This window comes from Leptolyngbya sp. AS-A5 (assembly GCF_039962495.1).
GTDB lineage: Bacteria > Cyanobacteriota > Cyanobacteriia > Leptolyngbyales > Leptolyngbyaceae > Leptolyngbya.
In genome coordinates this window covers 125736-152176 of sequence record NZ_JAMPLL010000007.1, presented here as the reverse complement: position 1 = coordinate 152176, position 26441 = coordinate 125736, and the positions used below count along the sequence as shown (strand labels likewise).

The following is a 26441-nucleotide window of genomic DNA, read 5'->3' as shown; positions in this document are numbered from 1 at the left end:
TTAGCGTCCCCATTGAAAAACTGCGGCTCCCCAAGTCAAGCCCGCGCCGAAGCCGGATACCGCGATCGTCTCCCCTAGTTTTACCGCTCCTCCCCGCACAGCTTCATCGAGCGCGAGGGGAATTGATGCGGCTGAAGTATTGCCGTATTTTGCCAGATTGCTGATTACTTTTTCCGAGGGAATTCCTAAACGATGGGCGACTGCATCTAAAATTCGCTGATTCGCTTGATGCAGTAGCAGCCAGTCGATCGCATCCACAGTGATATTTGCCCGAAACAGCGCTTTTTCAATCACTTCCGGCACTCGTTTGACCGCAAAGCGATAGACTTCCTGCCCGTTCATTGTTAACGATCGAAACTGCCCTTGGGTGATTTCACAGTCGTTCAGTAACGCTTTTGGCTCTCCTGAATACGCCAGATTTAAGCAGTGATGCTGACTGCCATCGCTTCTCAGCTCAAATCCCAGTAAGCGATCGACCGTATTCGCTTGCATGACTACCGCGCCCGCACCGTCGCCAAATAATACGCAAGTCCGGCGATCGCTCCAATCCACCCAGCGCGATAGAATATCCGCCCCGATCAGCAGCACATTACGGTAAGTTCCGGTGCGAATATATTGCGCCGCAGTCACCAGCCCAAACACAAACCCCGAACAAGCCGCTGTTAAATCAAATGCCACCGCTTGCGAGGCTCCCAAGGCTGCTTGAACCTGACACGCACTGCCGAACATATCGTCTGGAGTCGAAGTCGCGAGCAAAATCAAATCTAAATCGATCGGCTCAATGCCCGCCATCTCGATCGCGCCCCTCGCCGCCTCGGTCGCAAGCTGCACGAGCGATCCAGACGCATCGCTGAGCCGTCGCTGCCGAATCCCGGTGCGTGAGGCAATCCATTCGTCGGAAGTGTCCATGATTTCACTTAAACGATCGTTGTCGATCGCAGTCTCCGGTGCGGCTGATCCGCATCCTGTAATGGCAATTCCGACCCCTGAGTAGTCCACCAAAATCTTTAACTCCAGTGCGTAGGTTAGCTGTCAGAACGCGCAGCAACCGTTGGATCGTAGCTTGAGCGAATTCGGTCTAAAACATTGTTGTCGATCGCGTCTTTCGCCAATCGTGCAGCATTGAAAATCGTCGGAGCCTGCGAACTGCCGTGACTGATAATGCAGACCCCATCGACACCGAGCAGCAATCCGCCCCCGTGCTCTGCGTGATCCATCCGCTGCTTGATTCGCTTCAGGTTCGGGCGCAGTAAGGTGACACCCGCTTTGCCATGTAGACCACGGGGTAATTCTTCGCGCAGAATCTGTAGCGCTACCTCACCAACCGCTTCAGCAAATTTCAGCAACACATTCCCGGCAAAGCCATCACAAACAATCACATCAAAGTGTCCAGACAGCACATCGCGCCCTTCTGCATTGCCAATGAACGGAATCAGTGGATTATCCGTTAATAATTGATGGGTCTGAATCGCGAGTTCGTTGCCTTTATTTGGTTCTTCGCCAATGTTAAGTAAGCCGACTTTTGGCTCAGAATTGCCCAAGACATATTGCGAATAGATCGTGCCCATCAAGGCGAACTGCTCTAGGAATTTGGGACGACAATCGACGTTGGCACCGACATCGAGAATTAGCACAGGCTTGCCAGCGATTAGCGTGGGCAAAACAGCGCCGATCGCAGGGCGATCAATGCCTTTCAAGCGTCCTAATCTCAGCAATGCTGCTGCCATTGCCGCGCCGGAATGCCCTGCCGAAACCACTGCATCCGCTTGTTTTTGCTTCACCAAATCCATTGCCACATTGATTGAGGCTTTTGGCTTACGACGCAGTGCCGTCAGCGGCTCTTCTTCCATTGCGATCGTGCCTTCCGAGGACACAATTTCAATTGCCGAAGACTGCGTATGATGCTTCAGAGCCGCTTCCACCTGTTGCGGATCACCCACCAAGACGACATCGACATCGAGTTCTGCCTGTGCCCGCACCGCTCCCGCGACAATTTCGTCGGGGGCGTTATCTCCACCCATTGCATCGATTGCAATTCGTACCCGCGTTGATCCCATTGGCTCTAAGTTCTTAAAAACCTTCCAAATTTTATCAGAAGCGGATGATGCCCTCACCCTTGTCTATCCGAATTGCTTTATTCTGCCTCACAAGGGGGACATCTTGAGAAGTGTGAAGGAACAGGTTAGGCTATCTGCGTCCTGTGATATGCCGGATTTATGCAGTGGATTCTCCGATTCTGGAAATCAGAAAATTTTTTGCGATCGCTTGTGATCTCCAGTTTTGTGGGTTTCTTCACTGTGAGTGTCATTCGACATTTGCTGTTGCAGTCCAACGCGCTCGATTTGGGCTATTTTGATCAAGCAGTTTATCTAATTAGCCAGGGAAAAACGCCGATCGTGTCTTTCCGCCCCTATCACGTTCTCGGCGATCATGCGGCTTGGATTTTATATCTGATCGCAGGCGTTTATCAGATTTTTCCCAGCGTTTATGAGTTGTTTGCAATCCAGAGTGGGATGTTTGCGATCGCGACGATCCCCGTTTGGTACTTGGCGCATCAGGCAGGACTCGATCGCCAGAAATCGAATGCGATCGCCGTTGCCTATTTACTTTATCCACTTGTTTTTAATCTCAGTCTGTTTGATTTTCATCCTGAAGTGATTGCTCTGCCACTGTTTTTTGCGGCAATTTGGACGGCGAGATCAAATCGAATTGGTTGGTTTACGCTGTGTGTGGTGCTGATTTTGGGGTGTCGGGCATCTTTGGCGCTGTCGATCGCGGCAATGGGAGTTTGGCTGATTGGGTTTGAAGGGCGTAAAAAATCTGGGGTGATCGCGCTCATTTTGGGTGTGAGTTGGTTTGTGATTGCAACGGGGGTGATTATTCCTCACTTTCGTCCCGCAGGAGCGGATTTTGTCATGCGCTACAGCTATTTGGGCGCTTCGATCGATGAGATTGTACAAAATTTGGGCTTAAAGCCATGGCTTTGGGTCAGACGGCTTTTCTCGAGCGAGAACCTACTCTATCTTGTGCTAGTTTTGGCACCGATCGGCTGGGGTGTTTCGCTGCGTCATCTTGCGCCGCTTCTAGCAACCATTCCAGTGTTTGCAATGAATTTACTCTCGGGGTTTGCAAATCAGCGAGATTTAGTGAATCAATATGCGCTGCCCATTCTGCCGTTTTTGATGGTGATGGCGATCTCAACCGTTGCAACCCAAAGACGACGATCGCACCTGATCTTGGTCTGGTCGCTGATTGGTTTTCTAGCATTGGCGAAATTCGGTTATTTTGGGTCGCGTTACCTTGATCGCGTTTCGATCCTATCGGAAACTTATGCTGCGATCGCGCAAATTACGACTAAAGAGCCTGTGTTAACGACGAGTTATCTTGTGCCGCACCTCGCGCATCGAACGACGATCGACTACCTCAAGCGCAGCGAACCCGCGACGAACTTAAGTGATTTTAAGTACGTTCTACTCAATCCAGCATTTCCGGGATGGGCAAGCAGTTCACAGTTCGCTCAACAGATTTTGAGTCAAGTTCAAGCCAACCCAGAATTCGAGCTTCGGTATCAAAGAAGCAGCGTCTATTTATTTGTGAAGCGATCGGCGGCTTGAGCCAAAAAAATCGGGCATCCCCCAAAAGAGATACCCGCAAGACTAGCTTTCAAGGTTGACCAGAATTTAGAGGAAAAATTACATCAGACCCAGGAAGTGAAGCGTTCCACCACCCGTCAAGTATTCCGTAGCTAAAGCAGCGACAAAACCGAGCATTGCAAACCGACCATTCCACAATTCGGCTTGCGGGGTGAAGCCAAATCTCCAAGCATTGCGGTCTTCCGTAGCCGTTGCCGTCATCTTTTGTGTATCTTGCATGGTTATTACTCTGAAACGCATTAGCTGGAAATATATTAACTAATGTAACGAAAAGTGTCAAAGTATTACGTAAGCCAGAGGATTTAATCCGTAAATCTTATTCATTCAGCGGCTGCAGACCGAAGATTCTCAGCAAAAATCAGCGATCGCTTAACTTTAACCGCTGAAACTCGCGCTAGTTTTGAATATAGCGATATGATCAAAGCGATTGATAATTGTAAAGAATCATCAATAATGATTGTCTCTGACGCTCGCTATCGCAAATTCAAAGACTCTATTACTGAAAAGCTGTTTTTCGGTCATGAGCCTTCTGCTGAGCTAATCGCGATTCTTCTGGTCTACTTTGTTCAGGGAATTCTGGGGCTGGCTCGCTTGGCAGTGAGTTTCTTTCTCAAAGACGAGTTACACCTGAACCCGGCGGAAGTATCGGCGCTGTTGGGAATTGTCGCGCTGCCGTGGATGATTAAACCCCTGTTTGGATTTATCTCGGACGGCTTGCCGATCTTTGGATATCGTCGTCGTCCTTATCTTGTGCTGTCAGGAATACTAGGCGCGCTCGCTTGGGTTTTACTTGCAACCGTTGTGCATTCTGCCTGGGCAGCAACTTTGGCGATTTCGCTCGGATCGCTCTCGACCGCGATCGCCGATGTGATTGTAGATTCGCTAGTGGTCGAGCGGGCGCGAGGAGAATCAGTGAGCGGTGCGGGATCGCTCCAGTCACTCAGTTGGGGCGCGTCTGCCGTGGGAGGTTTGATTACGGCGTATTTTAGCGGTGCGCTGCTTCAGCATTTTGACACGCGGACGATTTTTTGGATTACGGCGACGTTTCCGCTGATTGTGTCTTGTGTGGCGTGGTTGATCGCAGAATCGCCCGTCACCGAGAAAGCGAATTGGTCGATCGTGGGCGATCAGTTAAAGCAGCTTAAGCAAGCAGTGTCGCAGAAATCAATTTGGCTGCCGACCCTGTTTTTATTTTTATGGCAGGCGACACCCACAGCTGAATCCTCGTTTTTCTACTTTTCAACCAATGAATTAGGGTTTGAGCCGGAGTTTTTAGGGCGAGTGCGATTAGTGACGAGCATCGCTTCGGTGGTTGGAATTTGGGTTTTTCAGCGATTTCTCAAAGCTGTGCCGTTTCGCGCCATTTTCGGCTGGTCTACGGTAATTTCCGCAGTATTAGGTCTGACGATGCTGCTGCTTGTAACGCATACCAATCGAGCGTTGGGAATCGACGATCGCTGGTTTAGCTTGGGGGACAGCCTAATTCTGACGGTGATGGGGCAGATCGCGTTTATGCCTGTGTTGGTGTTGGCGGCAAGACTCTGCCCACCGGGGGTAGAAGCCACGCTATTTGCTTTGTTAATGTCGGTAGTGAACTTATCGGGGCTGGTGTCGTATGAGTTCGGGGCGCTGTTAACTCACTGGTTAGGCGTGACCGATACGAATTTCGATAACCTCTGGATTTTGGTGCTAATTACGAATTTGAGTACGTTGTTGCCGTTACCGCTGTTGAGCTGGTTGCCTGGGGCAGATATAACAACGTCCACCGTTCAATATCCTCCTGCGTTGGAAGCTGATCCGGCAAAACCGATCAGACAGGCATTTATGCCGAATTTAGTTTCGGTGGCAGGTGAAGCGGTGGAGACTTCGATCGAGTAGCTAAATCACCGCTGATCAGAACTCCGAATTTGTGAAAACATTCGGGGTTCTTCTCATTTAAAAGCCAAGTAAAAATCAAGGTAAAGGTACGAACGAACAATGCAAGGGTTTCAGCTTTTTGAACATGCGGCTACGGTTCCGACCAAGGCTTACAACACGAAAGAATGGCAGCGGGGCTATCGATCGCTCACGCAAGAATATGACTACTGGATCGATGAAATTGAAGGCGAACTGCCAGCCGAGTTAAACGGAACGCTGTTTAGAAATGGGCCTGGATTGTTTGAGGTCAACGGCGAAAGATTTCAGCATCCGTTTGATGGGGATGGCATGATTAGCGCGATCTCTTTTCACGATGGACGCGCTCACTTCCGCAATCGGTTTGTCAGAACTGAGGGCTATTTGGCGGAGCAGAAAGCTGGAAAAATTCTCTATCGCGGCGTGTTCGGGACGCAGAAATCTGGCGGTTGGTTGGCCAATGCCTTTGATGTCCGGATTAAAAATATCGCCAATACGCAGGTGATTTACTGGGGCGGTAAGCTGCTGGCACTGTGGGAAGCGGCTGAACCCCATCGACTTGATCCAAACACTCTAGAAACGCTGGGTTTAGAGTATTTCGACGGCAAGCTAGGAAAAGGCGCACCGTTTGCGGCACATCCTTGGATTGATCCGTCGAGCAAATTTGACGGTGGCAAGCCTTGCTTGGTGAATTTCTCGATCAAGGCAGGGCTATCGTTTACGATCGCAATCTACGAACTCGATGTTGATGGCAATATTGTTCGCCAGCACGATTATCCGGTGCCCGGATTTGCCTTTATTCACGACTTTGCCATTACGCCGAACTACTGTATTTTCTTCCAGAATCCAGTGAAGTTTAACCCGCTGCCGTTTTTAGCAGGAACGCGGTCGGCAGGAGAATGTATTCAATTCCAGCCGGATCAACCGACAAAAGTTCTGATCATTCCACGCGATCCGGCAATTAAAGCAAAACCTCAAACTCTCGAAACTCCATCCGGCTTTGTGTTTCATCATGCAAACGCATTCGAGCAGGAGGGCGAGATTGTAATTGATTCAGTTTGTTACACCAGTTTGCCCGCTGTTGAACCTGGTGCAGATTACCGAGAAACTGAGTTTGATGCACTTTCACCCGGTCAACTGTGGCGTTTTCGCATGAACTTAGAAACGGGTCAGGTCGATCGCACTCTACTCGAACCCCGCTGCTGTGAATTTCCGTTTATTCATCCGGCAAAAGCTGGACGACCACATCGCTATATCTACATGGCGGCGGCTCATGCGGAAACAGGGAATGCACCGCATCAAGCGATCGTTAAAGTCGATGTCGAGACTGGAGCGCGGCAGCTTTGCAGCTTTGCACCCACTGGATATGTGAGTGAACCTGTATTTGTTCCACGTGGAAACGCTTCTGAGGATGGACTTTACACAGAGTTGCAGGGCGAAGAAGATGACGGATGGTTGATTGCAACGGTGTTTAACACAGAGCGAGATCGATCTGACGTGGTAATTGTCAATGCCAAAGATCTCAGCATTGTTACAACGCTGCATCTGAAGCACCACATTCCCTATGGATTGCACGGAACCTTCACGCCGCATTACTTTGAGTCGTAATTGCTCTTTTTTGTGTGAACTGCGTCATTGATAATCAGAAGTACCATTCTGATTGTTGTTATGGCTGTTGATATTCTGATTCTGTCAAATGCTCCGGGTGAACTTGCAACCTGGGTAAAGCCCACGGTTCGGGAACTCAGAGCGCAACTCGGTTCAGAGCCGCGGATTTCGATCGTGCTGTCTCCCTGTCCGAACGCTAGTGGACAAGAGGCGGAAATCGCCCGGAGTTATCCCGAAGTAGATCGCGTTCAATCCGCAGAGCATTTTTTCCCGTTTCTGCTAGGAGGAAAAACAGCGGACAACTGGGACTGGCACGATCGCGGCGTGGTGATTTTTCTGGGTGGCGATCAGTTTTTCCCGGTGGTGATTGGCAAGCGGTTGGGATATCGCACCGTGATTTATGCCGAATGGGAGGCCCGATGGCATCGCTGGATTGATCGCTTTGGTGTGATGCGATCGGAAATTCTCGATCGCGCCCCCGCTCAATTTAGAGACAAAATCAGCGTGGTTGGGGATCTCATGGCAGAAGTGCAGACTCAACAGACAAGCCCTTCCTCACAAGAATTCATCGGACTGCTGCCGGGATCAAAGCCTTCAAAGCTGATGCAAGGTGTGCCGATCATGATGGCGATCGCTGAAGAAATTCAGCGCGATCGTCCTCAAGCGCAATTTGTGATCCCCGTTGCTCCAACGTTAGATCTACCCACTTTAGCGAAGTATGCTGATCCAGAACAGAATCCGATCGTGCCGCTCATGGGCAACGTTTCCGGCGAATTGATTCAAGGCGATCGACTGATATTAAAAACTCAGAATGGAGTCGCGATCGAGCTTTGGCAATCTCGAAATGAGGAGCGGGTTCCAGTTTATGAAGTGCTGTCCCAGTGTCAATTGTGTATCACAACAGTTGGCGCGAATACCGCAGAGCTTGGATCGCTCGCTGTGCCGATGATTGTGATCTTACCCACACAGCAGCTTGATGCGATGCGGTCATGGGATGGACTCTTAGGATTGCTTGTTAATCTGCCGGGAGTCGGCTCTAGTATGGCAAAGCTGATCAACTCGATGATGCTGAAGCGATTGGGCTTATTAGCTTGGCCCAACATTTGGGCAAAAGAAATGATCGTGCCAGAACTAATTGGAAAACTGAAGCCGCAGGAAGTCGCAGACCTGGCGATCGATTATCTTGAGCATCCCGAAAAGCTAGATCAGATGCGAGATCGACTTAGACGAGTGCGGGGAGAACCAGGAGCCGCGAAAAAACTGGTCGCGATCGTCGCTGAAGAATTAGCACTTTAGGGGTTTCTGTCATGAATGACAATGATCCTGGAACCGAGATCAAGACAATGTGTTAAACACCTTGAGATCGCGCAAATATTTTACGACTGCGGCTCCCACACCTCCAGAAGCACCCGTGACAAAAATCATGACGGGAACACTTAGAAATAGCAAGAAGAGCCGGGGATCACTGCATTCTCGGATCTTCTTGTGATCACGATCGTGCTAATTTTCGTTTAGCTTTCCTTCAGAACGAGCCATCACCGAATCCGTCGGTAGACAAAGGAGATTATCTCCCTGAGTCCGAATCATTCCCTTTTGCCGCAGCTTACCCATTAAGCGCGTCACCGTCACACGAGTCGAGCCGATCGCGCTACCAATTTGAGCATGAGTCAGAGGAAAAGGTAAGCAGTATCCCTCATCCGTGGGTTCACCGTATTCCTCGATTAACAGGGTCAAAAAGCCGAGCAGTCGGTCGATCGTCCGGCGTTGTCCTAACGTACTGAGCCACAGCAATTTGCGCTGATGCTGATAGCGGAACGCATCCAAGACTTCGCGGCGGAAGTGAGGCCAATTGTCCAAGTCATGCCAGTACATCCAGACGACAGAGGTTTGATCTACATGAGCATAAGCCTGGAGCGTAAAGGGCGACTGCGCTACGATTTCAAACGGTTGACCCGTTCCCACAAATCCTAAAAAAGCTTCCTCTGGGCTAATTCGAGCCAAGCGAGCCGCATTCCCACTCGTTGCATTCACCTGAGCCGTACCAACCAAGCGAACCGCGCCCTTCTGTACCAAGTAAAGCAAGCCCGGACGAGTTGGAACCCGTTCATCTTTGCTAAAGTTGCGAACGCGATAATGTTCCTGCGCCCAATCAATGATTCGTTGCCAAGTGAGGAACGGACGAGCCGCGTCAGAATTTTGGGGAGTGACTGAGTACATACATTAATAGGCTGTTGGAGAACAGTGAGACTTTGACAAGCGCTGAGTCCAGCGGGATTGCAGAAGAGATTCAAACCAATGGAAGGTTTGCTCAGGGGGTGTGGTCAGTTCTCTGTATCCGGTGTCTTTACGAGATTATACGGAGAAATTGGCTACTTACAGTGGAATCACGGTGATTTTTACAGATTCAAGCATAAACTACTGGTAGAGCTGAACTTTTTTGGTCAAAAGTGTCTCATCTTAGGGCTTCAACCGTAATTACTGTGAATTGTAACCTACCAAAGATTACTTATCCTACGCTTCGCTCATTGTTACTTCTGAAAATATACGAGGTAATCTGCCAAAAGACGGATGTTGAAGTAGAAAACTCCCTAATTATGCACTCAAAATTCGAGATAGAACTCTCGAATTTCAAGCATTTTCAGCAACTGAGCGTGCCGAAACAGGTTAGGAATCAAACTGCGATCGCCCTATATCGCTCGTCGATCGCGCTTCAATTCGGTGCAGGATCAATCCAAACGACTCAGCAAGTTGCAGGCCAAATTATTGACTTCTTTCTATCGTCGCCGTTCGATTCTGCAAAAACTGAGATTGAAAAGAAGCTTCTCCGTGATCTTACGGTGAGGGCAACTGAAGCAGGGCAACTTGAATTTGAATTTGGAGCGATCGCGATCTCCGCTTGGCTGCAAGTTGTGCTACGGCATTGTTCGTCTCAGGGTCTTGAGTGGCAGTCGAACGCGGTACCCGATCAAACGCTTTCAAAAAATCCTGAGGTTTTCTTCTGTCAGTACAGCTATGCCCGCTGCGCGGCGCTTTTACGCTTGGTCGATTCACAGGTTCTGATTAGTCAAGAAGCGATTTGGTTGAGGGATGGAAAACTTTTATTGCAACAGGAGCGATCGCTCACTGCGCAGATTGTCACAACGCTGGACACTTGGGAAGAAGCAACGGTTTTGAAGAGCGCGATCGCCCTTAGCCAAGCCTTTCAAGCGTTTTACCCACACTGCCAAATTGTAAAGTACGACACGGTTGACTGTGAAATCGCGCAATGTCGATTAGCTTTAGTAATGATTACTCATTGGCTTTTGAAACAGCTTTTAGAGCAAGGATTGGGCGTGTTAGCACCGGAAACCCTTTAAGATTCGGCAGCACAAGTTGAGATCGAATGTCACATCAATGTCACAAAATCGCCATAAAGAATTTTTATCAGCCAAAGGGTGACAAACCTATGAAACCCACCTATAGTATTGGAGTGTGAGGAGCGAACCAGCTAAGGGCACCGAGACGAAACACGGCCAGTCGTCGGTGCCCTTTCTGATTTTAAAGCAAGAATTTTTCGAGTGCGATCGCAGCCCCATCTACTTCTACAGGCGGCGCAACCCATTGAGCGATCTGCTGCACTGCTTCTGGTGCATTTCCCATCGCGATCCCAATTCCCGCATACTGAATCATTTCGAGGTCGTTGAAGTTATCGCCGATCGCCATAACGTTCTCAGGTTTGAGATTCAGCAACTCTTCAGCTAGATATTTCACTGCCACGCCTTTATTTGCCGCTGGATTCGTTGCCTCGAAGAAGGTCGCGACTGACTTCGTCAGATAGAGTTCAGCGGGTGTGTACTGTTTTTGCAAAGAGCCAAGCAGCGAATCGATTAGCGCGATATCGTCGCTCAGTGCCAGCACTTTTGTCGTTTCCATCTGGAGCGTCGATCTCAAGTCGCCTACGACGATCGGTGTGATTCCACTGCGTTCGACGTAAGCGATCGTTTCAGGAGTCATAGCGCGGACGTACAAATCATCATTGATATAAAAGTGAATCGACAAAAGTTCACGCAACTTGGGCTGCTCAAAATAGTCGAGGAGTTCTGACAGTTGCGCTCTCGGTACTGACCAGCGGCGTAAAATCTGCTGAGTCATGGGATCTTGTATCCATGCGCCTTGGTAAGCGATCAGAGGTAAGGTTGAGCCTACTGCTTGGTGAAATCGGAGTGCAGAACGATACATCCGTCCCGTGGCGATCGCCACTTGTACGCCGCGTTTCTGTGCGGCAGCGATCGTCTCTAAGACAGGTTCACGGATATGATTAGATTTGCCTGCGATCGTCTCGTCGATGTCTAAAACCAGTAACCGAATTTCAGAGTGCTGCATAACTTGATTCAGGGTGAAGGACTTCAGCTTTCATCATCCTCCTACCTCGGAACGCTTTATGGCTGAAGTCAATCAGAAAAGAATTAGTCGCCGGATTTTGCTGGTGACGCTTTGGCTAACGCTGCTGATGCTGGTGGTGAAAGTAGGAGCGGCGTGGGCGACACGATCGCTGTCGATCGTTGCAGAGACGCTTCACACCGTAATTGCTGGATTCAGTACGGTTTTGGGTCTGATTGCGCTTTCAACTCCGAACCGGCAATCGGGGCGCGAGGTTTGGGGGCATGGGCGCTTAGAGGCAGGATTAGCGTTATTGCTGGTCGCATTGTTGGGGTTTGCAGGCTTAAGCTTGTTTGGGGTAGCGATCGATCAACTCGCGGCGGATTCAGCGTTAAGAACATTGCCTCCAGTGCAGATGCGATTGTCAGTGATTGGATTGTTAGCGGTTGTATTTTTAGCCAGTGTGGGGCTTGCGTTGTTTGAGCGCAAGGTTTCGCGATCGTTTGATAGTTCGATTTTGAAGTTGAATGCCCGTCACATTCTGCAAGATGCTTGGTTAACTATTCTTCTATTAGTTGGACTGTTGGGAATTTGGCGCGGGTATGTGTGGCTTGATCCAGTGTTGACGATCGCAATGGTAATTACAGCCGGAGTAAGCTGCTGGCGGGTGCTGAATTGGCAGTTACCGCTGATGATGCGCCAAGTCGCGATTGCGCCTGAAGCGATTGCTTCAATTGTGCGCCAGGTGCAAGGTGTGACGCACTGTTATGGGGTGCGATCGCGGGGAATTGTGGGGCGGCAGGTGTTTGTTGAGATGCGGGTGACGGTGCATCCAGAGTTTTTGGGTGCAAGGGATTGGATTGCGGAACAGATTGAAGGGGGGATTCGCGATCGTTATGGTGCGGTACAGGTGATAGTTGAGATCGAGGAAGCACGGGATGAGTTACAGCATCCGTTTGAGCAAGTGAGATCGGATCAGTCAAGCCGCGAAATCGATTGAAACCTGACCTTCAAGCCGTCTTTGGGGCGGCGAGTTGGAATAATCACAGGCTTAAGGCTTTGATTGGGTAAGAGATCCCAAGCGTAGCTTCGCAAGAGATGAGCCGCGATCAACTTCATTTCGAGTTTGGCAAAGGCAAGCTCGATGCAGATGCGAGAACCGCCACCGAAACCGATTAAACTAGAAGGCTTTTGCTTCGTATCTTTCCAGCGATCGACATCAAACTTCTCTGGATTCGGATACAGTTCCGGTAATCGATGCGTGAACAAAATCGAATACTGCGCCATCCAGCCTTGAGGAATTTGATAACCTGCAAATTCAAATGGTTTGATTACACCACGAAAGCCACCCGCGATCGGAGGATGTAATCGCTCTACTTCATTCAGGACTTGATCTAGGTAAGGCATTTTGCTGAGTTGGTCTAAAGTGATCGAAGAATCGAAGTGTTGTTGCTCCGATCGTGCTTTTTCTAACACTTCAGGATGTCGCGCAAGTTCTAGAACTAACCAAGTTAACATTGCGGTTGTGGTTTCATGTCCAGCAAATAAAAGCAGCAAAGCCTGAACCCGGATTTCTTCGGTGCTGAGACGATCGCCACTCTCATCTTCTGCCTGGATCAGCAAGCTTAAAGCATCATCGGTTGGGTGCTGGCGGCGGCGATCGATCACCTGATCCAAATGCGCCAAAATTTGATCACGCGCTTTCACTGATTTGTGGAATCGGCTTCCTGGCAAGCTTGGAAAGGAGAAAAAGCCATCGGTGAGTGTGGCAAACAGATCACTAAAGCGTTTTGCTTCATCACTCGAATCAATGCCTAAGAAGATTTGACTTGCAATCTCAAACGTTAACTGCTTGAATTCCTCAAACCATTTGAATTCTTGTTTTTGCTCCCATTTGACTAAGTATTTACAGATCAGTTTATCCATTGTTTCAAAATACCGCGCTAGGGCTGCACCATGAAACGCAGGCATGATCAACCGACGATTTCTCTGATGTTCTTCACCCTCTTGGGCAAACAGCGATCAACCTAGCAATTTATGAAACGTCTCCGGATAGCCATCCCGCCAAGAGAAGTTTTCAAACCCCGTTGAAAGCAGAAACTCGACCGCTTCCGCTCCCATCATAAATACAGCAGGCTTACCAAGAATATGCGATTTGAATACCACGCCATACTTGCGGTAGCGTTTCTCAACAAACTGCGGATCAAAGAGGAACGACAGCGTTTCACCGATGACGGGCAATCCAAGATTTCCAGGAGGTAAAGACATCGTGATTTCTTTAGGTTTCGAGACAGCAGGGGCAAATACACTAATAGAAGACACACTACCAGTAAAACTGTAATGCACCCTCGCGTGATTTGCTTAGGCGAAATTCTATTCGACTGCATTTCTAATCAACCTGGACTGCCGCTTGAATCGGTTACTTCCTGGACTTCTTACCCTGGTGGCGCTCCCGCGAATGTTGCCTGCGCGTTGACCAAATTGGGCACATCCAGCGCCTTTGTAGGCTGCGTGGGCGAGGATGAACAGGGTCGATCGCTGGTCGAATTGCTTCATACGATCGGGGTCGATACCACCGGAATTCAAACGCATTCCGCACCGACACGCACCGTTTTAGTTTTAAGGTCAGAAACGGGCGATCGTAGCTTCGTTGCCTTTGGAGAGCAGCGAGACACAACTGAATTTGCAGACACTCATCTACAAGCCAATCAAATTCCAACGGAGCTATTTCAGCACGCAGATTACTTGGTGATTGGAACTTTACTACTAGCTTATCCGGAGAGCCGAGCCGCGATCGAACGCGCACTTCAACTATCTGAACAGTTCTTTGTCAAAGTTGTACTTGATGTAAACTGGCGGCCTGTGTTCTGGAATGATCAGACGATCGCACCTAGAATGATTCATGAATTAATCAAACGAGCGGACTATCTAAAGCTTGCAGAAGAAGAAGCAGAATGGTTGTTTGATACTACCGATCCGGGTGTGATTGCTCATCGAGTTGAAAGCTTAGAAGGAGTGCTAGTCACAGCAGGTGAGAAAGGGTGTGCTTACTGTTTGAGCCAGAAAGAAGGCAAGGTTCCAGCGTTTTCGATCGCAGTTAAAGATACAACCGGAGCAGGCGATAGTTTCTTAGCTGGATTTGTGCATCAACTTTGTCAGCATCAACTTACAGAAGTGAATCAAGATGCCGATCGCATTGTGCGATATGCGAGTGCAGCAGGAGCATTAACCACAACACGGGCAGGGGCGATTGATGCTCAGCCGACAGGTGCAGAAGTCGATGCGTTTTTGCAGCAAGAGGAATAAGGCTATGGGTGTTGAAATTGAGCGCAAGTTTTTAGTCAAAGGCGATCAATGGCGAGATCTCGCTCCGGGTGAACTGTACCGACAAGGCTACATTCCCACTGTCGAGAGTACGGTGAGAATTCGTGCGGTGAACGATCGAGGTTTCATCACGATTAAAGGAATGAGTCAAGGCATCTCGCGGGCTGAGTTTGAGTATGAGATTCCTGTGAGCGATGCGGCGCAAATGTTAGATACTTTGTGCAAGGCTCCTCTCATCGAAAAGTATCGCCACAAAATTGAGCTAAACGGCTTGATTTGGGAAGTCGATGAATTTTTAGGAGAAAATCACGGATTAATCATTGCAGAAGTTGAACTGAGAAATGCGGATCAAGCGATCGACCTTCCAGACTGGATCGGGGAAGATGTTTCACATGATCCGCGCTACTACAATTCCAATCTCACAAAGCATCCCTTCACAACTTGGTAGAGGACTAGCGGCTCCAAGCAACATAAGGTAACTTTGCTGCGGTGGCGCGGACTTGTTCTGCTTGTGCGACTAATTGACCGCAAGCATCCCATGTACCTGAAGTCAGCATTTGATGTGCGCCTGCAGGCATCGAAATTGCAGCCGTAAATGATCCACACCGCACTTGCATTTGATCTAGATCGATCGTCACCTCAGCCTGTGGATCATTTGCTACTAGCGTTTGAAGCTTGCTTGTCACACTAGGATCAGCAGTCACGCAGGGAATTCCAATCGCAACACAGTTGCCAAAAAAGATTTCTGCAAAACTCTCACCGATGATCGCTTGAATGCCCCATTTTGCGATTGCTTGCGGCGCGTGTTCCCGACTCGATCCACAGCCAAAATTCCCATTCACAATCAGAATCGTGGCTGCTTGATATTGCGGCAAATCAAAAGGATGCTCTCCTTTAAGCTGAGCGCGATCGTCCGCAAACACTTGTTCGCCTAATCCATCGAATGTGACGCAACGCAAAAATCGAGCTGGAATAATGCGATCAGTGTCAATGTCGTTTCCAACCACGGGAATTCCGCAACCTGCGATCGCTTTAACTTCACTTACCATACTGTTTCGTCTTCCATTCAGTGCGATCTATTTTGGCATTTCTCAAGGCTCACTGAAAAAATGAATCAACTGTACTATAGTTAAGAAAACGTTCAGCATTGCAGGAAATTCCGCTTTATGGTGACTCAGCAGTCGAACAAGAGCGATGTGTTTTACCCGGAAACTGACGGCGAACCAATGGCAGACAACACCAAACAATTTCGCTGGATTGTAGTGATTGAGCAGAATCTAGAATGGTTGTTTGCAGATAATGCTGATGTATTTGTTGCAGGCGATTTATTGTGGTATCCGGTTGAAGGCAACAATAGGCTGAGTACCGCCCCTGATGCAATGGTTGTGTTTGGTAGACCAAAGGGCGATCGCGGCTCTTATCAACAATGGAAAGAAAATAATATTCCGCCTCAAGTTGTCTTTGAAGTATTATCTCCGGGCAACACGCAACGCGAAATGGAGCGAAAGCTGCTGTTTTATCACAGCTATGGTGTTGAGGAATACTATGTCTATGATCCTGATCGCATCCGATTAGAAGGATGGATACGCTCGGAAGATGGAATGCTCGATCGAATTGAATCGATGTTGGGCTGGGTTAGCCCTCGATTGGGAATCCGGTTTGAATTAGGTGCAGAACTGCGACTGTTTCGACCTGACGGAATCTCCTTTTTCTCGTTTGCTGAAATTAATCAACTGCTTGATCAAGAGCGCCAACGAGCAGAACAGGCGGAGCAGCAATTAGCACAAGAGCGCCAACGGGCAGAGCAAGCAGAACAACGGGCGCACCAAATGGCGGAACGGCTACGATCGCTCGGCATTGACCCAGAAGCGCTTTAAACCGAATTCTGCTAGCAAAACTTGACCAAGCGTAAACAATTGCGACCTTCGTTTAGACAGTGATATTCAATGTTCCAGCGATGCTGGTCCTGGAGCTTCTTAAACAAAGCTGCACCCCAATGTGCCTCATGTTCTAGCGGCTCAGGATAGTCTTGCTCAACTCGATCGATTAACCGTGCTAAATTGAACGGCGCTCCTTGATCCCAAACTCTAATTTCCAGTCGATCAACACAAATTCCTGCTTCTAGAGTGATCGGAGTCTGTCTTGGTAACAGTTCATGAGCGTGGCGAACTGCGTTGGTGAAGGCTTCGACTAAAGCAATTTGCCCCTGTAACCAAACTGCCTGAGAGACAGGAGCTTTCTGAAATGCTTCAAACCACGTTAAGATCTGGGCGATCGCTCTTAAATCTGACTGAACGACCAATTGATCGAAGTGAATCACATCTTCTATTTCTGTAAGACCGCTCATCTCCGATCGCTCCTAAAGTCGTTAAAATGCGCTATCTTTGTTCAACAATACAACGATCGTTTTGAGCAATAGCTGTAGATCATACTTCAAACTCCAGCGTTGTTGATAGCGCAAATCGAGTTCAATCACTTCCTCAAAATTGCGAATCTTCGATCGACCATGCACTTGCCACTCTCCGGTAATTCCGGGCTTCACATCTAGGCGTTGCCAGCTCGGAATTTCATAGTGTTCCACTTCTTCGGGTAAGGGTGGACGAGTTCCGACTAAACTCATTTCGCCGTGTAAAACATTCCAAAACTGTGGCAGTTCATCCAAGCTAGTCTTACGAAGAAATCGTCCGACTCCAGTAATCCGTGGATCATTTGCATTTTTAAAGAATGCCCCTTCATTTTGATTTTCGACCTGAGCTTTTAATTGTTCTGCATCGCTAACCATCGATCGAAACTTCCACACCTGAAAGCGTCTACCTAAATGACCACAGCGCGTTTGAGAAAACAAAATTGAACCTGGACTATCCAGTTTAATCGCGATCGCAATCGGAACAAACACTAGCGCCGTAATTCCTAGCCCCACGATCGCGCCAACAATGTCGAGCGCACGCTTTGTTCTCGACTGAATCGAGGGATGCGTTGGCGCGATCGTGGGGCTAGCAGGGGGTTCTAATTCGACAGCTTTAGCCTCAATAGTGAAATGTCGATCAAGGTCTGCAAGCACCAAAACTGATAGAATCTCAGGCTTTACACTGTGCAAAACTAGCTCAATTTGATGAGCTTGGCAAGCTTTGAGACACCTCACTAATGCACCGATCGCACTACTATCGATAAACATTGTTTCAGCGAAGTCAAGAACGATTTTTTTGGGTGCAGGCTCTGCCTCGATTAATTCTCGACAAAGAGCGCGGAATGCAACCGCTTCGACGACAGTTAACAGAGGAGGCAATTTCATTATGCAAGCTTCTTCCGTTTGTACTGTTGAGAAGTGGGTCGGAGAATGCTGGATCATGTTGACCTCAAATAAAACATTAGGCAATAGAGTTTGAAAGCTATTTAGACGGAATCGCTTAGGCTCTATCTAAATCAATCCTTAACTGATAGCAGAGTGGTGATGTCGCTGCGATCGGTAATATTCTGCTTTTGCTCAATTCGATCGTCATGGTAAACCGAATGCTCCGCGATAATTGGCTTACGATCAATGCCCTGATGTCCTTCTAAAAAATTCCCCTGTTCACAACGAAATACAACAAAATAGTCAATCTTTAGCAATGATATTGATAGAAATTAACGAATACGAAAATGGTCAATTCGGCAATTCAGACAGGTTGAAAATACGGAATTCTCCTGCTTCCAATTAGACACAAGCACGAAAGATCTGAAGTTTCACGTAAAGAAATTTTGGGATTATTAGGGCTTTATGGTGTAGGGTGCTGATTTGATTAAGCAGCGCTTTATTCATTTATCGATTACTTAGGTGAGCCGCGATGTATTATCCTGTGAAAGTGATTAAAGTTTGTGGCATTCTAGGTCACTCTCAAGCCAAGCAGTTTAGACAAGAGATTCTTGATTTGATTGCAGCCGGAACGAGTGACGTTTTAATCGATTTTGAGCAAGCTGCATTTATGGATAGTTCTGGTTTGGGTGCGTTAATTAGTGCGTTAAAAGCCGTAAGAGCGGCGCATGGTCGGCTGTCGCTCTGCGCAGTCAAGCAGGAAATTAGAATGCTGCTAGAGCTTGCAGATGTGATTCAGTTTTTCCCCATTTTCTCTAGTCAAACCGAGTTCTATCAGCAGAAGCACACAGTTGAATAATTTTCCCGGTGCATCATCGCTTGTGCAATAGTCTGGATCAATAAAATTCTTGCTTTACTAAGCTATCAAAGCTTAATTTGCAAAAGAGAACAATCATCCTCAAAGTCGTGATTTTGATTCAAGCATCTCACGGCTTGAATGATTTTCTTAGGGTTATCTAAGTCTTCAGAATTGTGACACCGATCGAGTAAATCAATAAATTCATTTAAAGTCCACATTGCTCCGTCTGGTTGCCGGACTTCATAGATGCCATCGCTGAATAAATAAAGCGTACTCTCTGGCTCAACTTTGAAAAAGTGAGTTTTGTATTTTGCGTCTGGAAACATCCCGATCGGTGTTCCGGGAGTCCGAAGGCGATCGATCCGATGATTTGGAGAGCAACCCGATAACACCACAGCGGGAGGATGTCCAGCGCAAGAATACATCAAGAGGCGCTTGGAATAGCTGTAAACTCCATACCAAATTGTAAAGTAGCGATCGCTAGAGGTTTCGGTTAACCAGTTTGTTTGTTGCTCTAATGCAAACGCTTCATTCAGCGCAGTTAGCACCAGTCCAGGCTGATAAAAATTAATTCCAGGAAGAATCTGAGCGCGGAGAATGTTTTGAATCGAAACAGAGACTAAAGCAGCGCCTAACCCATGTCCAGACACATCCAGCAAGTACATGGCGAGAAAGTCAGAATCTAGCCAGTGATAGTCGAAACAATCGCCACCTAACTGTCGAGAAGGAAGAAATTGCGATCGTGCGATCACTCGTTCATCCATTGGAGCGGGGAGCAGCGATCGGACATATTCGGCTGCCTCTGCAATTTCTGATTCTAGTTGTTGTTGCTGAAGCGATAATTCTTGAGCGAGTCTACGTTGTTCTTGAAAGGCTCGATAGACTCTCAAACCTGCTCGAAGTCTGGCGCTGAGTTCTTTAAGCTGAATTGGTTTAGCGAGAAAATCATCGGCTCCACTATCGAGCGCTTTAACATGGGATTCAGGAGTACTATGAGCAGTTAGCAAAATGAAGTAGATGTCTGCCCATTCTGGTCTTGACTTCAACGTGCGACAAATAGACAGTCCATCAATTCCCGGTAAGCGCCAGTCACAGAGGATCAAAGCAGGGCGAACGACTGAAATCAGAGATAATCCTTCTTCTCCAGTAGTAGCTTCAACCACTTCAAACCCTTCCGGCTGAAGCAGTTTTTTCAGCAGCTTACGCATTAATCGATCGTCTTCAATAATCAGGACTGGGAGCATACAAGGAGAAAGGCAACCGTGGTGCAATCGTCTTTCTCAGAGTTCCCAGACTGACCTTGAAGTTGCTGAGCCGTTGCGGTTTGATTGCTTAATTCTGCTGATTCTGGTTCCGCGCCTTTCGCCACAGCCCTAAGCCGAGTCCGATGATTCCCGGTAAAAGTAAGGGAGTGGGGACGGTAGCGGTAGCGCTCGCGCCACGGAGTTGACCGATTGCGAATCCGCCTGATCCCTGCTCTGAAGTAATCTGAATCGACTGAATTGGATCAAGCGGATCGTCTGAATAGAAGCCAAAATACTGGGCACCGCTGTTGCCGTTGACCAGTTGACTCAGCACATCAGAAGTTTCGCCACTTTGAGCGATCGCGGAAATCCTGTAGGGTCTTTGGAACTGTGGCTCAAGGAAGAATGTGTCCGGTTGAGCATAGAAGTCGAATGCAACGAGGTTCGGCAATTTGAGGTCAAGCGTCAGTGCGCCATTTGTAAAATACACTTCGCCTTGATAGTTATTACTCCAAGTCCGCCATCTTTTTTCGGGCTCAGGGTTGCCAACTTGCCGTTTGTTAACGCTGGGGCTGAACTCAATGTTGCCCAGGCGTGAACTCAGGGTCGATAAGTCGCTGCCTAAATCTTCGTTACCATTCGGCACTTGAATGAGATTAAAGCCTTGATTCTCTAAGGTGTTCGCGCCGTTGATCCAGGAACCAGAATTGTCGATCGTCACGATCGCAGCGTTGGACTTTGAAGCCGCGATCGTGGTTAGACTCGCGGCGACCAGTGCGATCGTGAGCCGGGTCATTCGTGCTGATGTAGTCATGCAAACTTACTCCAATTCAGGTGAAGCGGCAGTTGTCCCTGATTGAGCGATTCAGTCGTTTAGAGTTTAGGTAAATGCTGTGTGTTCGATGCCTCGATCATTCTGTCGGAATTACGGAGAGTTCGCAAAAGACTTCATGAAATCTTCATGGAACTCATCCGTAATACTGCGGTGTTGATTGGTGAGAGGCAGCCTGATCAGAAATTTCATCTATAGAATGGAGGAAAGTCAGCCTTTAAGCCGTGAAAAAACGAGTTACACTCACCTTTCCCAAACGCTCTGTTCAGATGCCAGTCACCTACCGACTCGCAAAAGATTTTAATGTCGCAGCCAATATCATTCGCGCTCAGGTTGCTCCCAATCAGGTGGGTAAATTGGTTGTGGAATTGTCAGGCGATATTGATCAGCTTGATGCGTCGATCGATTGGATGCGATCACAGGATATTCATGTTTCGTTCGCCAGCCGCGAAATTACGATCGATGAGGATGTTTGTGTCGATTGCGGCTTGTGTACGGGCGTGTGTCCGACCGAGGCACTCACGCTTGATCCGCAAACGTTTCGATTATCGTTTACGCGATCGCGCTGTATTGTTTGCGAACAGTGTATTCCGACCTGTCCGGTGCAAGCGATTTCTACGACGTTTTAATTTGAAGCATCTGATTACCGCCACGCTGGAACTCATAAGGAACCTGCCGTAAATTAACGGTATAACCTTGCTCTTTCAACGCTTGCATGACGGGTTCGAGAAATGGAGAAGTTTCACCTGTCATGTTGAGCAGCAATGGAAAAATTCTCACTTCGGGCGACACGCGACACATTTCGAGAATCGATGCTAAATGAAATTCTAAGTTTAATTGATCGGAGTATAGAAATAGCAAGTGAGAACACAACGCTAAATTGAATTGGTTATTTTCAAAGGGAAGATTAGGAAGTTCATGAGTTTGATATCGCTCCTGCTGTAATCCAAGGGGAAAATCGGCTAGAAAGTGCCGCATTGAAGTCATACGGGTCTGTGCCATTTCTTGAGGCGAGCGGAAGGTTGTCCAGATGAAATTTTCCCGTGTTGCTTGGACTTTACCGAGAATAGTTTCGTAGATCTCATCAATTCGTTGTTGAATCTGCTCGGCTGAGAATTGATAAATCGGATCGCACGACGTTACGGAATAGCCCAATGCTGTCATCTCAGCATTAAAGCTTGCAGGCCCACTACCGCAATCGAGAATTTTGTCCTGAAGATCAGCTTCAGTAAGGTCAAACATTTGAATGTACTCGGAGCGCGATCGACCCCAAGGCACAATTTGTTCTAACCGCAATCCCATCCGTTACGCTCCTGCAATGAAGACTTTTGTTTGATACTTCACATAGACTAGGCCCTGAGCATCTGCATTGCGGTGATACAACGCTTCGAGATTTTGTAACAGTCGCTCGAGCAATTCTCCTGAACTTGGAACATACGATCGGCTTTTTGCGTTACCAATTAATGCAGGCAAATCGAGTGCGTGTTCTAACGTAAAACGATGTTCCTCGAAAGCGGAGAAATCTGAATTCTCTGGAAGCGTTTCCATACGATCAATCGCCGGATGCTTGTTCGAGGCTTGCCGTAATAATTCGCCGTATTCCTGAGTAAATGGATCGCTACGATCGCGTGTATTCCAAACTAATGCCAGTCGCCCACTTGGTTTAAGAATGCGGCGAAATTCCTGAAAGGTTCGCTCTGGTTCAAACCAATGGAACGATTGAAAGCAAGTGACTAAATTGACCGATTGATCGGGTAGTCCAGTGTTTTCTGCGGTGGCTTGGCGAAATTCTACTCGTGGGTAGGGTTCTGTCTGATCGCTCATTGCGGTATTGGGTTCAATTCCCCAGACGAATAAACCACGATCGCTGAGTAATCTTGCTGAAATTCCGGTTCCTGCACCGATATCTGCGGCGATCAGTTGAGTTGGATCACCAAGGTTGGAGAGAATTTTGTCGATCGCAGATGTGGGATAACTCGGACGATATTTTTGGTAATCGGTAGCGCGATCGGAAAACCGATTTAACGGATCGAGTGTATGAAGGGGAGGCGTTTCAGTCATGGTTTTGCAGGGGTCTGAAAGCTTCTATAGCATATCGCCTTTCAAACCTCTGCTGAGCCTGCTGAGCATTTCTAGTGATGATGTCCGTTGCCATTCAACGAGATAGTTTCCAATTCTTGATGATGTGCAGAGAACCGCTTCTCAGGGTCAATTCCCTTAAAGGTTGGCGGCAACCAAACTCGCACGATTAATAAGAATGCCAACGCCATCAAAAACGAACAGGTGGCAAGAACTTGAGTCCAATGTACTTCTAGAATTCCTCGCACCAGCACTTCTCGTAGAACAGAGACGATCGCCACCTCGACCGCAACCCCGATCGAAATCCGTTGCTCTTGCAAATAGATAATTAATAATCGAAACAATTCAACCAGAATCAGCAAAAACAAAATATCAGCAGTAACATCATGAAAGTTCAACGGTGGCAGCAATGAAATGAACATTGCTCTTAACTGAATCACCATCACGCAGAACAATCCGATGCATAGCGAAACCACAATCAAATCTTGAACCGTTTCCAATGCTTTCACGACATGATTTCGGCTGAAATTGGTAAACCAGCGATCAGTTTCATTTAATGGGGTAAACGAGGGCTTAACCGAATCCTGCATTCTGGCGCTCCTTGAATTTGAGACTGCTCCCACTTTAAGTTGAGCGAAGTTTATATTTCAAGCCACTTTGCATCAGAGTGCTTTATCAATCTCATCAACGATCGATGTTTCATTCTCAATAAACCTGTTAGAGTAAATCTGCATTTAGAAACGGCGATTGATATGACTAGAGCAGGCGTTGGTATCCGCACCGCACAAGCGCGATCAGAACGCATGACCGGACAGATTCACATCTACGATGGGGCGGGTAAAGGGAAATCTCAAGCAGCGCTCGGTGTGGTGCTGCGATCGATTGGGTTGGGCATTCAATATGCGTCCCAAACTCGCGTTCTACTGCTGCGATTTCTCAAGGGGCCGGGACGCACTTATGACGAAGATGCTTCGATTCAAGCTTTGCAACGCGCTTTCCCACATCTAATCGACCAGGTTCGTACCGGACGCGGAGAATTTTTTGGAGCCGACGAGATTACCAAGTTCGATCGACAGGAAGCTCAACGTGGTTGGGACGTGGCAAAGGGCGCGATCGCATCCGGGCTTTACTCGGTCGTTGTGATGGATGAACTGAATCCGGTTTTAGATTTAGGATTGCTTCCGGTGGATGAAGTGGTGCGAACGCTGAAGCACAAACCGGATCACATGGAAGTGATTGTCACGGGTCGCGCTGCCCCCCAAGCCCTGATTGATATTGCGGACTTGCACTCCGAAATGAAGCCGCACTATCACGTTGCCAAAGAAGAAGGAATTGCAGGGATTGAGATTTACACGGGAGCCGGAAAAGGAAAATCAACCAGCGCACTCGGTAAGGCACTGCAAGCGATCGGTAAAGGAATCAGCCAAGATAAATCGCATCGAGTCCTGATCATGCAGTGGCTCAAAGGCGGAGCGGGTTATACCGAAGATGCAGCCATTAACGCACTGCGTCAGAGCTATCCAAACTTAGTCGATCATCAGCGATCGGGGCGAGATGCGATCGTCTGGCGCGGTCAACAGCAAGAACTCGATTATGTCGAAGCAGAACGCGCCTGGGAAATTGCGCGGGCTGCGATCGCGTCGGGATTGTACAAAACGATTATTCTCGATGAACTTAATCCGACTGTGGATTTAGAACTGCTGCCGGAAGAACCGATCGTTCAAGCCTTGTTACGAAAACCTCGCGATACCGAAATCGTGATTACAGGTCGCTGTAAAAATCCGCCTGCTTATTTTGACCTCGCAACCGTTCACTCAGAAATGGTGTGCCATAAACACTATGCCGAGAGAGGGGTTGACCTGAAGCGTGGTGTGGATTTTTAAAGTTTTCTGCTTCATCTCCGGACGAAGAAATATCATGCAAGAAACTTCTATCTAGATTTTGCTGAGGATAGTGTTTTAAGGCTTTGGTTTGAAATAGAGCCATTGCAATCATCTTCGTCCGTTATTACTTGCAACCCATGAAAACGAAACACATTGTTCTAAGAAGCCTGCGATCGACCACCCGTGATTTGTTTGCAGGCCCCGCCGCGTTCCCCGGTCAATCCAATCCGGCAGAAGCTGCTTTTCCCAGCGCACAAATTAGCACGTATGATATCGAACGCAGTGAAATCGCTTCGCTCAATCGCGATCCCGATGTCGTTGCGATCGCGCCTGCGATGCCAATGAAGCTAATTCGCCCTGTAGAAGTCGAAGGGCTCGCAGAAGGCTCAGCAGAGGCTACTGCATCCCAATTAACCTGGGGGGTTCAGGCAGTGGGAGCAGACACCTCACCTTTTACTGGAGATGGCATTGTTGTTGCCGTTCTCGATAGCGGCATCGATGCGACTCATGCTGCATTTGCTGGTATTGAGATCATTCAAAAAGACTTTACGGACGAGGGAGATGGCGATAAGGACGGGCACGGAACTCACTGTGCAGGAACGATCTTTGGTCGCACTGTTGATGATATTCGGATTGGCGTTGCACCCGGAGTCAACAAAGCGTTAATTGGAAAAGTGATCGGTGAGCAAGGCGGCTCTAGTGATCAAATTGCTGATGCAGTTTTATGGGCACTTGACAATGGCGCGAACGTAATTTCGATGTCGCTCGGCATTGATTTTCCTGGCTTTGTACAATACTTTGTCAAGCAAGGCTTACCGACAGAACTGGCGACCTCGCGTGCCTTAGAAGGCTACCGCGCTAATGTTCAATTGTTCCAAAGCTTAGCTGCGCTTGCCAGTGCTCGCGCTTCGTTTTCCCAGGCTGCGGTTTTGGTTGCTGCTGCCGGGAATGAAAGCCGTCGCCAAGTCAATAAAGACTGGGAAATTGCGGTTGCACCTCCAGCGGTTGCTGAGGGAATTATTTCGGTTGCGGCGCTGGGTCGTGGTACGTCTGGGTTGACGATCGCTCCCTTCTCAAACACCGGAGCCAATCTTTCAGGGCCTGGTGTACAAGTGCTGTCAGCAAAAGCGGGCGGTGGATTGGTGGCGATGAATGGTACGAGTATGGCGGCTCCGCATGTGGCAGGGGTGGCTGCACTGTGGGCAGAAAAACTCAAGCGGAGTGGGCGGCTGAACTCACTGGAATTAATGGCGCGTGTTGTTGGGAATGCCACCTCAGAGGGGATTGTTGCGGATTTCGACCCGTTTGATGTGGGGGCGGGAATGGTGCGTGCGCCTCAGAGTTAGGACGATCGCATCAAACATCAGTGATGCAATTGTGAAGACCTTGATAGGATGGAAAAGCTGAAAATATAA

The 26441-nt window shown here is 48.3% G+C and carries 27 protein-coding genes and 1 pseudogene; 13 read left to right on the top strand and 15 right to left on the bottom strand.

Annotated features, from left to right (window positions below):
• Together NC980_RS11435 and plsX are read right to left on the bottom strand one after the other, a co-directional pair.
• Window positions 1-999 (bottom strand): beta-ketoacyl-ACP synthase 3, encoded by a 999-nt coding sequence (locus NC980_RS11435; RefSeq protein WP_190376373.1) that lies wholly within the window; start codon window positions 997-999, stop codon window positions 1-3.
• A 26-nt stretch (window positions 1000-1025) separates the two neighbouring features.
• Window positions 1026-2057, bottom strand: a complete 1032-nt coding sequence (plsX, locus tag NC980_RS11430; RefSeq protein WP_190376372.1) for a phosphate acyltransferase PlsX — start codon at window positions 2055-2057, stop codon at window positions 1026-1028.
• 159 nt (window positions 2058-2216) lie between these two features.
• Here plsX and NC980_RS11425 point away from each other — a divergent pair, with 159 nt between their 5' ends.
• Window positions 2217-3614, top strand: a complete 1398-nt coding sequence (locus NC980_RS11425) for a DUF2079 domain-containing protein (protein WP_190376309.1) — start codon at window positions 2217-2219, stop codon at window positions 3612-3614.
• Window positions 3615-3692: 78 nt separating this feature from the next.
• On the opposite strand, the gene NC980_RS11420 is transcribed toward NC980_RS11425, so the two are convergent.
• A complete protein-coding gene (locus tag NC980_RS11420) occupies window positions 3693-3872 on the bottom strand; it encodes a chlorophyll a/b-binding protein (RefSeq protein WP_190376308.1) in 180 nt (59 codons plus the stop codon).
• Between the two features lie 234 nt (window positions 3873-4106).
• Here NC980_RS11420 and NC980_RS11415 point away from each other — a divergent pair, with 234 nt between their 5' ends.
• The 3 genes from NC980_RS11415 to NC980_RS11405 all read left to right on the top strand — a co-directional run bounded on the left by NC980_RS11415 (window position 4107) and on the right by NC980_RS11405 (window position 8450).
• Entirely contained in the window at window positions 4107-5531 is a 1425-nt protein-coding gene (locus NC980_RS11415; RefSeq protein ID WP_190376307.1) for a folate/biopterin family MFS transporter, read from the top strand.
• A 99-nt stretch (window positions 5532-5630) separates the two neighbouring features.
• On the top strand, window positions 5631-7154 hold the full coding sequence (locus NC980_RS11410) for a carotenoid oxygenase family protein (RefSeq protein WP_190376306.1): 1524 nt from the start codon (window positions 5631-5633) through the stop codon (window positions 7152-7154).
• 60 nt (window positions 7155-7214) lie between these two features.
• The gene (locus tag NC980_RS11405) at window positions 7215-8450 is read left to right on the top strand and encodes a lipid-A-disaccharide synthase (protein ID WP_190376305.1); all 1236 of its coding nucleotides are present in this window, start codon (window positions 7215-7217) and stop codon (window positions 8448-8450) included.
• Between the two features lie 39 nt (window positions 8451-8489).
• On the opposite strand, the gene NC980_RS11400 is transcribed toward NC980_RS11405, so the two are convergent.
• Entirely contained in the window at window positions 8490-8579 is a 90-nt protein-coding gene (locus NC980_RS11400) for an NAD(P)-dependent oxidoreductase (protein WP_190376304.1), read from the bottom strand.
• A gap of 75 nt (window positions 8580-8654) precedes the next feature.
• Window positions 8655-9371, bottom strand: a complete 717-nt coding sequence (locus NC980_RS11395; protein ID WP_190376303.1) for a Crp/Fnr family transcriptional regulator — start codon at window positions 9369-9371, stop codon at window positions 8655-8657.
• Window positions 9372-9748: 377 nt separating this feature from the next.
• On the opposite strand from NC980_RS11395, the gene NC980_RS11390 reads away from it, so the two are divergent.
• Complete coding sequence (locus NC980_RS11390) at window positions 9749-10510, top strand: DALR anticodon-binding domain-containing protein (RefSeq protein ID WP_190376302.1); 762 nt, start codon at window positions 9749-9751, stop codon at window positions 10508-10510.
• Window positions 10511-10691: 181 nt separating this feature from the next.
• Here the strand turns inward: NC980_RS11390 and NC980_RS11385 are convergent, their stop codons facing one another.
• Complete coding sequence (locus tag NC980_RS11385; RefSeq protein ID WP_190376301.1) at window positions 10692-11516, bottom strand: Cof-type HAD-IIB family hydrolase; 825 nt, start codon at window positions 11514-11516, stop codon at window positions 10692-10694.
• A 58-nt stretch (window positions 11517-11574) separates the two neighbouring features.
• On the opposite strand from NC980_RS11385, the gene NC980_RS11380 reads away from it, so the two are divergent.
• Window positions 11575-12513 carry a cation diffusion facilitator family transporter gene (locus tag NC980_RS11380; protein WP_190376300.1) on the top strand — a complete coding sequence of 313 codons (939 nt, stop codon included), beginning with the start codon at window positions 11575-11577 and terminating at the stop codon, window positions 12511-12513.
• Here the strand turns inward: NC980_RS11380 and NC980_RS11375 are convergent.
• Window positions 12489-13781: pseudogene (locus NC980_RS11375) on the bottom strand (cytochrome P450). The gene NC980_RS11380 and the pseudogene NC980_RS11375 overlap by 25 nt on opposite strands.
• A gap of 72 nt (window positions 13782-13853) precedes the next feature.
• On the opposite strand from NC980_RS11375, the gene NC980_RS11370 reads away from it, so the two are divergent.
• Both NC980_RS11370 and NC980_RS11365 read left to right on the top strand, forming a co-directional pair.
• Entirely contained in the window at window positions 13854-14819 is a 966-nt protein-coding gene (locus NC980_RS11370; protein WP_190376299.1) for a carbohydrate kinase, read from the top strand.
• 4 nt (window positions 14820-14823) lie between these two features.
• Window positions 14824-15285 (top strand): CYTH domain-containing protein, encoded by a 462-nt coding sequence (locus NC980_RS11365; RefSeq protein ID WP_190376298.1) that lies wholly within the window; start codon window positions 14824-14826, stop codon window positions 15283-15285.
• A gap of 4 nt (window positions 15286-15289) precedes the next feature.
• Here NC980_RS11365 and leuD read toward each other — a convergent pair whose 3' ends face one another.
• Window positions 15290-15886 (bottom strand): 3-isopropylmalate dehydratase small subunit, encoded by a 597-nt coding sequence (gene leuD, locus NC980_RS11360; RefSeq protein WP_190376297.1) that lies wholly within the window; start codon window positions 15884-15886, stop codon window positions 15290-15292.
• A 117-nt stretch (window positions 15887-16003) separates the two neighbouring features.
• Here leuD and NC980_RS11355 point away from each other — a divergent pair, with 117 nt between their 5' ends.
• A complete protein-coding gene (locus NC980_RS11355; protein WP_190376296.1) occupies window positions 16004-16714 on the top strand; it encodes a Uma2 family endonuclease in 711 nt (236 codons plus the stop codon).
• An 11-nt stretch (window positions 16715-16725) separates the two neighbouring features.
• Here the strand turns inward: NC980_RS11355 and NC980_RS11350 are convergent, their stop codons facing one another.
• Together NC980_RS11350 and NC980_RS11345 are read right to left on the bottom strand one after the other, a co-directional pair.
• On the bottom strand, window positions 16726-17184 hold the full coding sequence (locus NC980_RS11350) for an anti-sigma regulatory factor (protein WP_190376295.1): 459 nt from the start codon (window positions 17182-17184) through the stop codon (window positions 16726-16728).
• A 21-nt stretch (window positions 17185-17205) separates the two neighbouring features.
• Window positions 17206-18186 carry a sugar transferase gene (locus NC980_RS11345; protein ID WP_190376294.1) on the bottom strand — a complete coding sequence of 327 codons (981 nt, stop codon included), beginning with the start codon at window positions 18184-18186 and terminating at the stop codon, window positions 17206-17208.
• Window positions 18187-18661: 475 nt separating this feature from the next.
• Here NC980_RS11345 and NC980_RS11340 point away from each other — a divergent pair, with 475 nt between their 5' ends.
• The gene (locus NC980_RS11340) at window positions 18662-18988 is read left to right on the top strand and encodes an STAS domain-containing protein (protein ID WP_190376292.1); all 327 of its coding nucleotides are present in this window, start codon (window positions 18662-18664) and stop codon (window positions 18986-18988) included.
• Between the two features lie 65 nt (window positions 18989-19053).
• Here NC980_RS11340 and NC980_RS11335 read toward each other — a convergent pair whose 3' ends face one another.
• Window positions 19054-20232, bottom strand: a complete 1179-nt coding sequence (locus NC980_RS11335; RefSeq protein WP_190376291.1) for a SpoIIE family protein phosphatase — start codon at window positions 20230-20232, stop codon at window positions 19054-19056.
• A gap of 88 nt (window positions 20233-20320) precedes the next feature.
• Complete coding sequence (locus NC980_RS11330; protein WP_190376290.1) at window positions 20321-21046, bottom strand: PTPA-CTERM sorting domain-containing protein; 726 nt, start codon at window positions 21044-21046, stop codon at window positions 20321-20323.
• Window positions 21047-21288: 242 nt separating this feature from the next.
• Here NC980_RS11330 and NC980_RS11325 point away from each other — a divergent pair, with 242 nt between their 5' ends.
• On the top strand, window positions 21289-21693 hold the full coding sequence (locus NC980_RS11325; protein ID WP_190376289.1) for an NIL domain-containing protein: 405 nt from the start codon (window positions 21289-21291) through the stop codon (window positions 21691-21693).
• Here NC980_RS11325 and NC980_RS11320 read toward each other — a convergent pair.
• The 3 genes from NC980_RS11320 to NC980_RS11310 form a co-directional block, all read right to left on the bottom strand.
• Window positions 21680-22366 (bottom strand): SAM-dependent methyltransferase, encoded by a 687-nt coding sequence (locus NC980_RS11320; protein WP_190376288.1) that lies wholly within the window; start codon window positions 22364-22366, stop codon window positions 21680-21682. The genes NC980_RS11325 and NC980_RS11320 overlap by 14 nt on opposite strands.
• Before the next feature lie 3 nt (window positions 22367-22369).
• Window positions 22370-23125 carry a class I SAM-dependent methyltransferase gene (locus NC980_RS11315; RefSeq protein ID WP_190376287.1) on the bottom strand — a complete coding sequence of 252 codons (756 nt, stop codon included), beginning with the start codon at window positions 23123-23125 and terminating at the stop codon, window positions 22370-22372.
• A gap of 71 nt (window positions 23126-23196) precedes the next feature.
• Entirely contained in the window at window positions 23197-23733 is a 537-nt protein-coding gene (locus NC980_RS11310; protein WP_190376286.1) for a phosphate-starvation-inducible PsiE family protein, read from the bottom strand.
• A 162-nt stretch (window positions 23734-23895) separates the two neighbouring features.
• Between NC980_RS11310 and NC980_RS11305 the strand changes: the two genes are divergently transcribed.
• The gene (locus NC980_RS11305; protein ID WP_190376285.1) at window positions 23896-25026 is read left to right on the top strand and encodes a cob(I)yrinic acid a,c-diamide adenosyltransferase; all 1131 of its coding nucleotides are present in this window, start codon (window positions 23896-23898) and stop codon (window positions 25024-25026) included.
• 137 nt (window positions 25027-25163) lie between these two features.
• The gene (locus tag NC980_RS11300) at window positions 25164-26372 is read left to right on the top strand and encodes a S8 family serine peptidase (protein WP_190376284.1); all 1209 of its coding nucleotides are present in this window, start codon (window positions 25164-25166) and stop codon (window positions 26370-26372) included.
• The last annotated feature ends 69 nt before the right edge of the window (window positions 26373-26441 follow it).

Excerpts from the sequence above, each read along its gene's own strand:
- NC980_RS11350 (WP_190376295.1), bottom strand. The coding sequence starts at position 17,184 with ATGAGCGGTCTTACAGAAATAGAAGATGTGATTCACTTCGATCAATTG.
- NC980_RS11355 (WP_190376296.1), top strand. The coding sequence starts at position 16,004 with ATGGTGACTCAGCAGTCGAACAAGAGCGATGTGTTTTACCCGGAAACT.
- NC980_RS11425 (WP_190376309.1), top strand. The coding sequence starts at position 2,217 with ATGCAGTGGATTCTCCGATTCTGGAAATCAGAAAATTTTTTGCGATCG.
- NC980_RS11340 (WP_190376292.1), top strand. The coding sequence starts at position 18,662 with ATGTATTATCCTGTGAAAGTGATTAAAGTTTGTGGCATTCTAGGTCAC.
- NC980_RS11335 (WP_190376291.1), bottom strand. The coding sequence starts at position 20,232 with ATGCTCCCAGTCCTGATTATTGAAGACGATCGATTAATGCGTAAGCTG.
- NC980_RS11370 (WP_190376299.1), top strand. The coding sequence starts at position 13,854 with ATGCACCCTCGCGTGATTTGCTTAGGCGAAATTCTATTCGACTGCATT.
- NC980_RS11385 (WP_190376301.1), bottom strand. The coding sequence starts at position 11,516 with ATGCAGCACTCTGAAATTCGGTTACTGGTTTTAGACATCGACGAGACG.
- NC980_RS11395 (WP_190376303.1), bottom strand. The coding sequence starts at position 9,371 with ATGTACTCAGTCACTCCCCAAAATTCTGACGCGGCTCGTCCGTTCCTC.
- NC980_RS11330 (WP_190376290.1), bottom strand. The coding sequence starts at position 21,046 with ATGACTACATCAGCACGAATGACCCGGCTCACGATCGCACTGGTCGCC.
- NC980_RS11410 (WP_190376306.1), top strand. The coding sequence starts at position 5,631 with ATGCAAGGGTTTCAGCTTTTTGAACATGCGGCTACGGTTCCGACCAAG.
- NC980_RS11310 (WP_190376286.1), bottom strand. The coding sequence starts at position 23,733 with ATGCAGGATTCGGTTAAGCCCTCGTTTACCCCATTAAATGAAACTGAT.
- plsX (WP_190376372.1), bottom strand. The coding sequence starts at position 2,057 with ATGGGATCAACGCGGGTACGAATTGCAATCGATGCAATGGGTGGAGAT.
- NC980_RS11390 (WP_190376302.1), top strand. The coding sequence starts at position 9,749 with ATGCACTCAAAATTCGAGATAGAACTCTCGAATTTCAAGCATTTTCAG.
- NC980_RS11415 (WP_190376307.1), top strand. The coding sequence starts at position 4,107 with ATGATTGTCTCTGACGCTCGCTATCGCAAATTCAAAGACTCTATTACT.
- NC980_RS11405 (WP_190376305.1), top strand. The coding sequence starts at position 7,215 with ATGGCTGTTGATATTCTGATTCTGTCAAATGCTCCGGGTGAACTTGCA.
- NC980_RS11345 (WP_190376294.1), bottom strand. The coding sequence starts at position 18,186 with ATGATCCAGCATTCTCCGACCCACTTCTCAACAGTACAAACGGAAGAA.
- NC980_RS11400 (WP_190376304.1), bottom strand. The coding sequence starts at position 8,579 with ATGATTTTTGTCACGGGTGCTTCTGGAGGTGTGGGAGCCGCAGTCGTA.
- NC980_RS11315 (WP_190376287.1), bottom strand. The coding sequence starts at position 23,125 with ATGACTGAAACGCCTCCCCTTCATACACTCGATCCGTTAAATCGGTTT.
- NC980_RS11380 (WP_190376300.1), top strand. The coding sequence starts at position 11,575 with ATGGCTGAAGTCAATCAGAAAAGAATTAGTCGCCGGATTTTGCTGGTG.
- NC980_RS11320 (WP_190376288.1), bottom strand. The coding sequence starts at position 22,366 with ATGGGATTGCGGTTAGAACAAATTGTGCCTTGGGGTCGATCGCGCTCC.
- NC980_RS11365 (WP_190376298.1), top strand. The coding sequence starts at position 14,824 with ATGGGTGTTGAAATTGAGCGCAAGTTTTTAGTCAAAGGCGATCAATGG.
- NC980_RS11420 (WP_190376308.1), bottom strand. The coding sequence starts at position 3,872 with ATGCAAGATACACAAAAGATGACGGCAACGGCTACGGAAGACCGCAAT.
- NC980_RS11305 (WP_190376285.1), top strand. The coding sequence starts at position 23,896 with ATGACTAGAGCAGGCGTTGGTATCCGCACCGCACAAGCGCGATCAGAA.
- NC980_RS11300 (WP_190376284.1), top strand. The coding sequence starts at position 25,164 with ATGAAAACGAAACACATTGTTCTAAGAAGCCTGCGATCGACCACCCGT.
- leuD (WP_190376297.1), bottom strand. The coding sequence starts at position 15,886 with ATGGTAAGTGAAGTTAAAGCGATCGCAGGTTGCGGAATTCCCGTGGTT.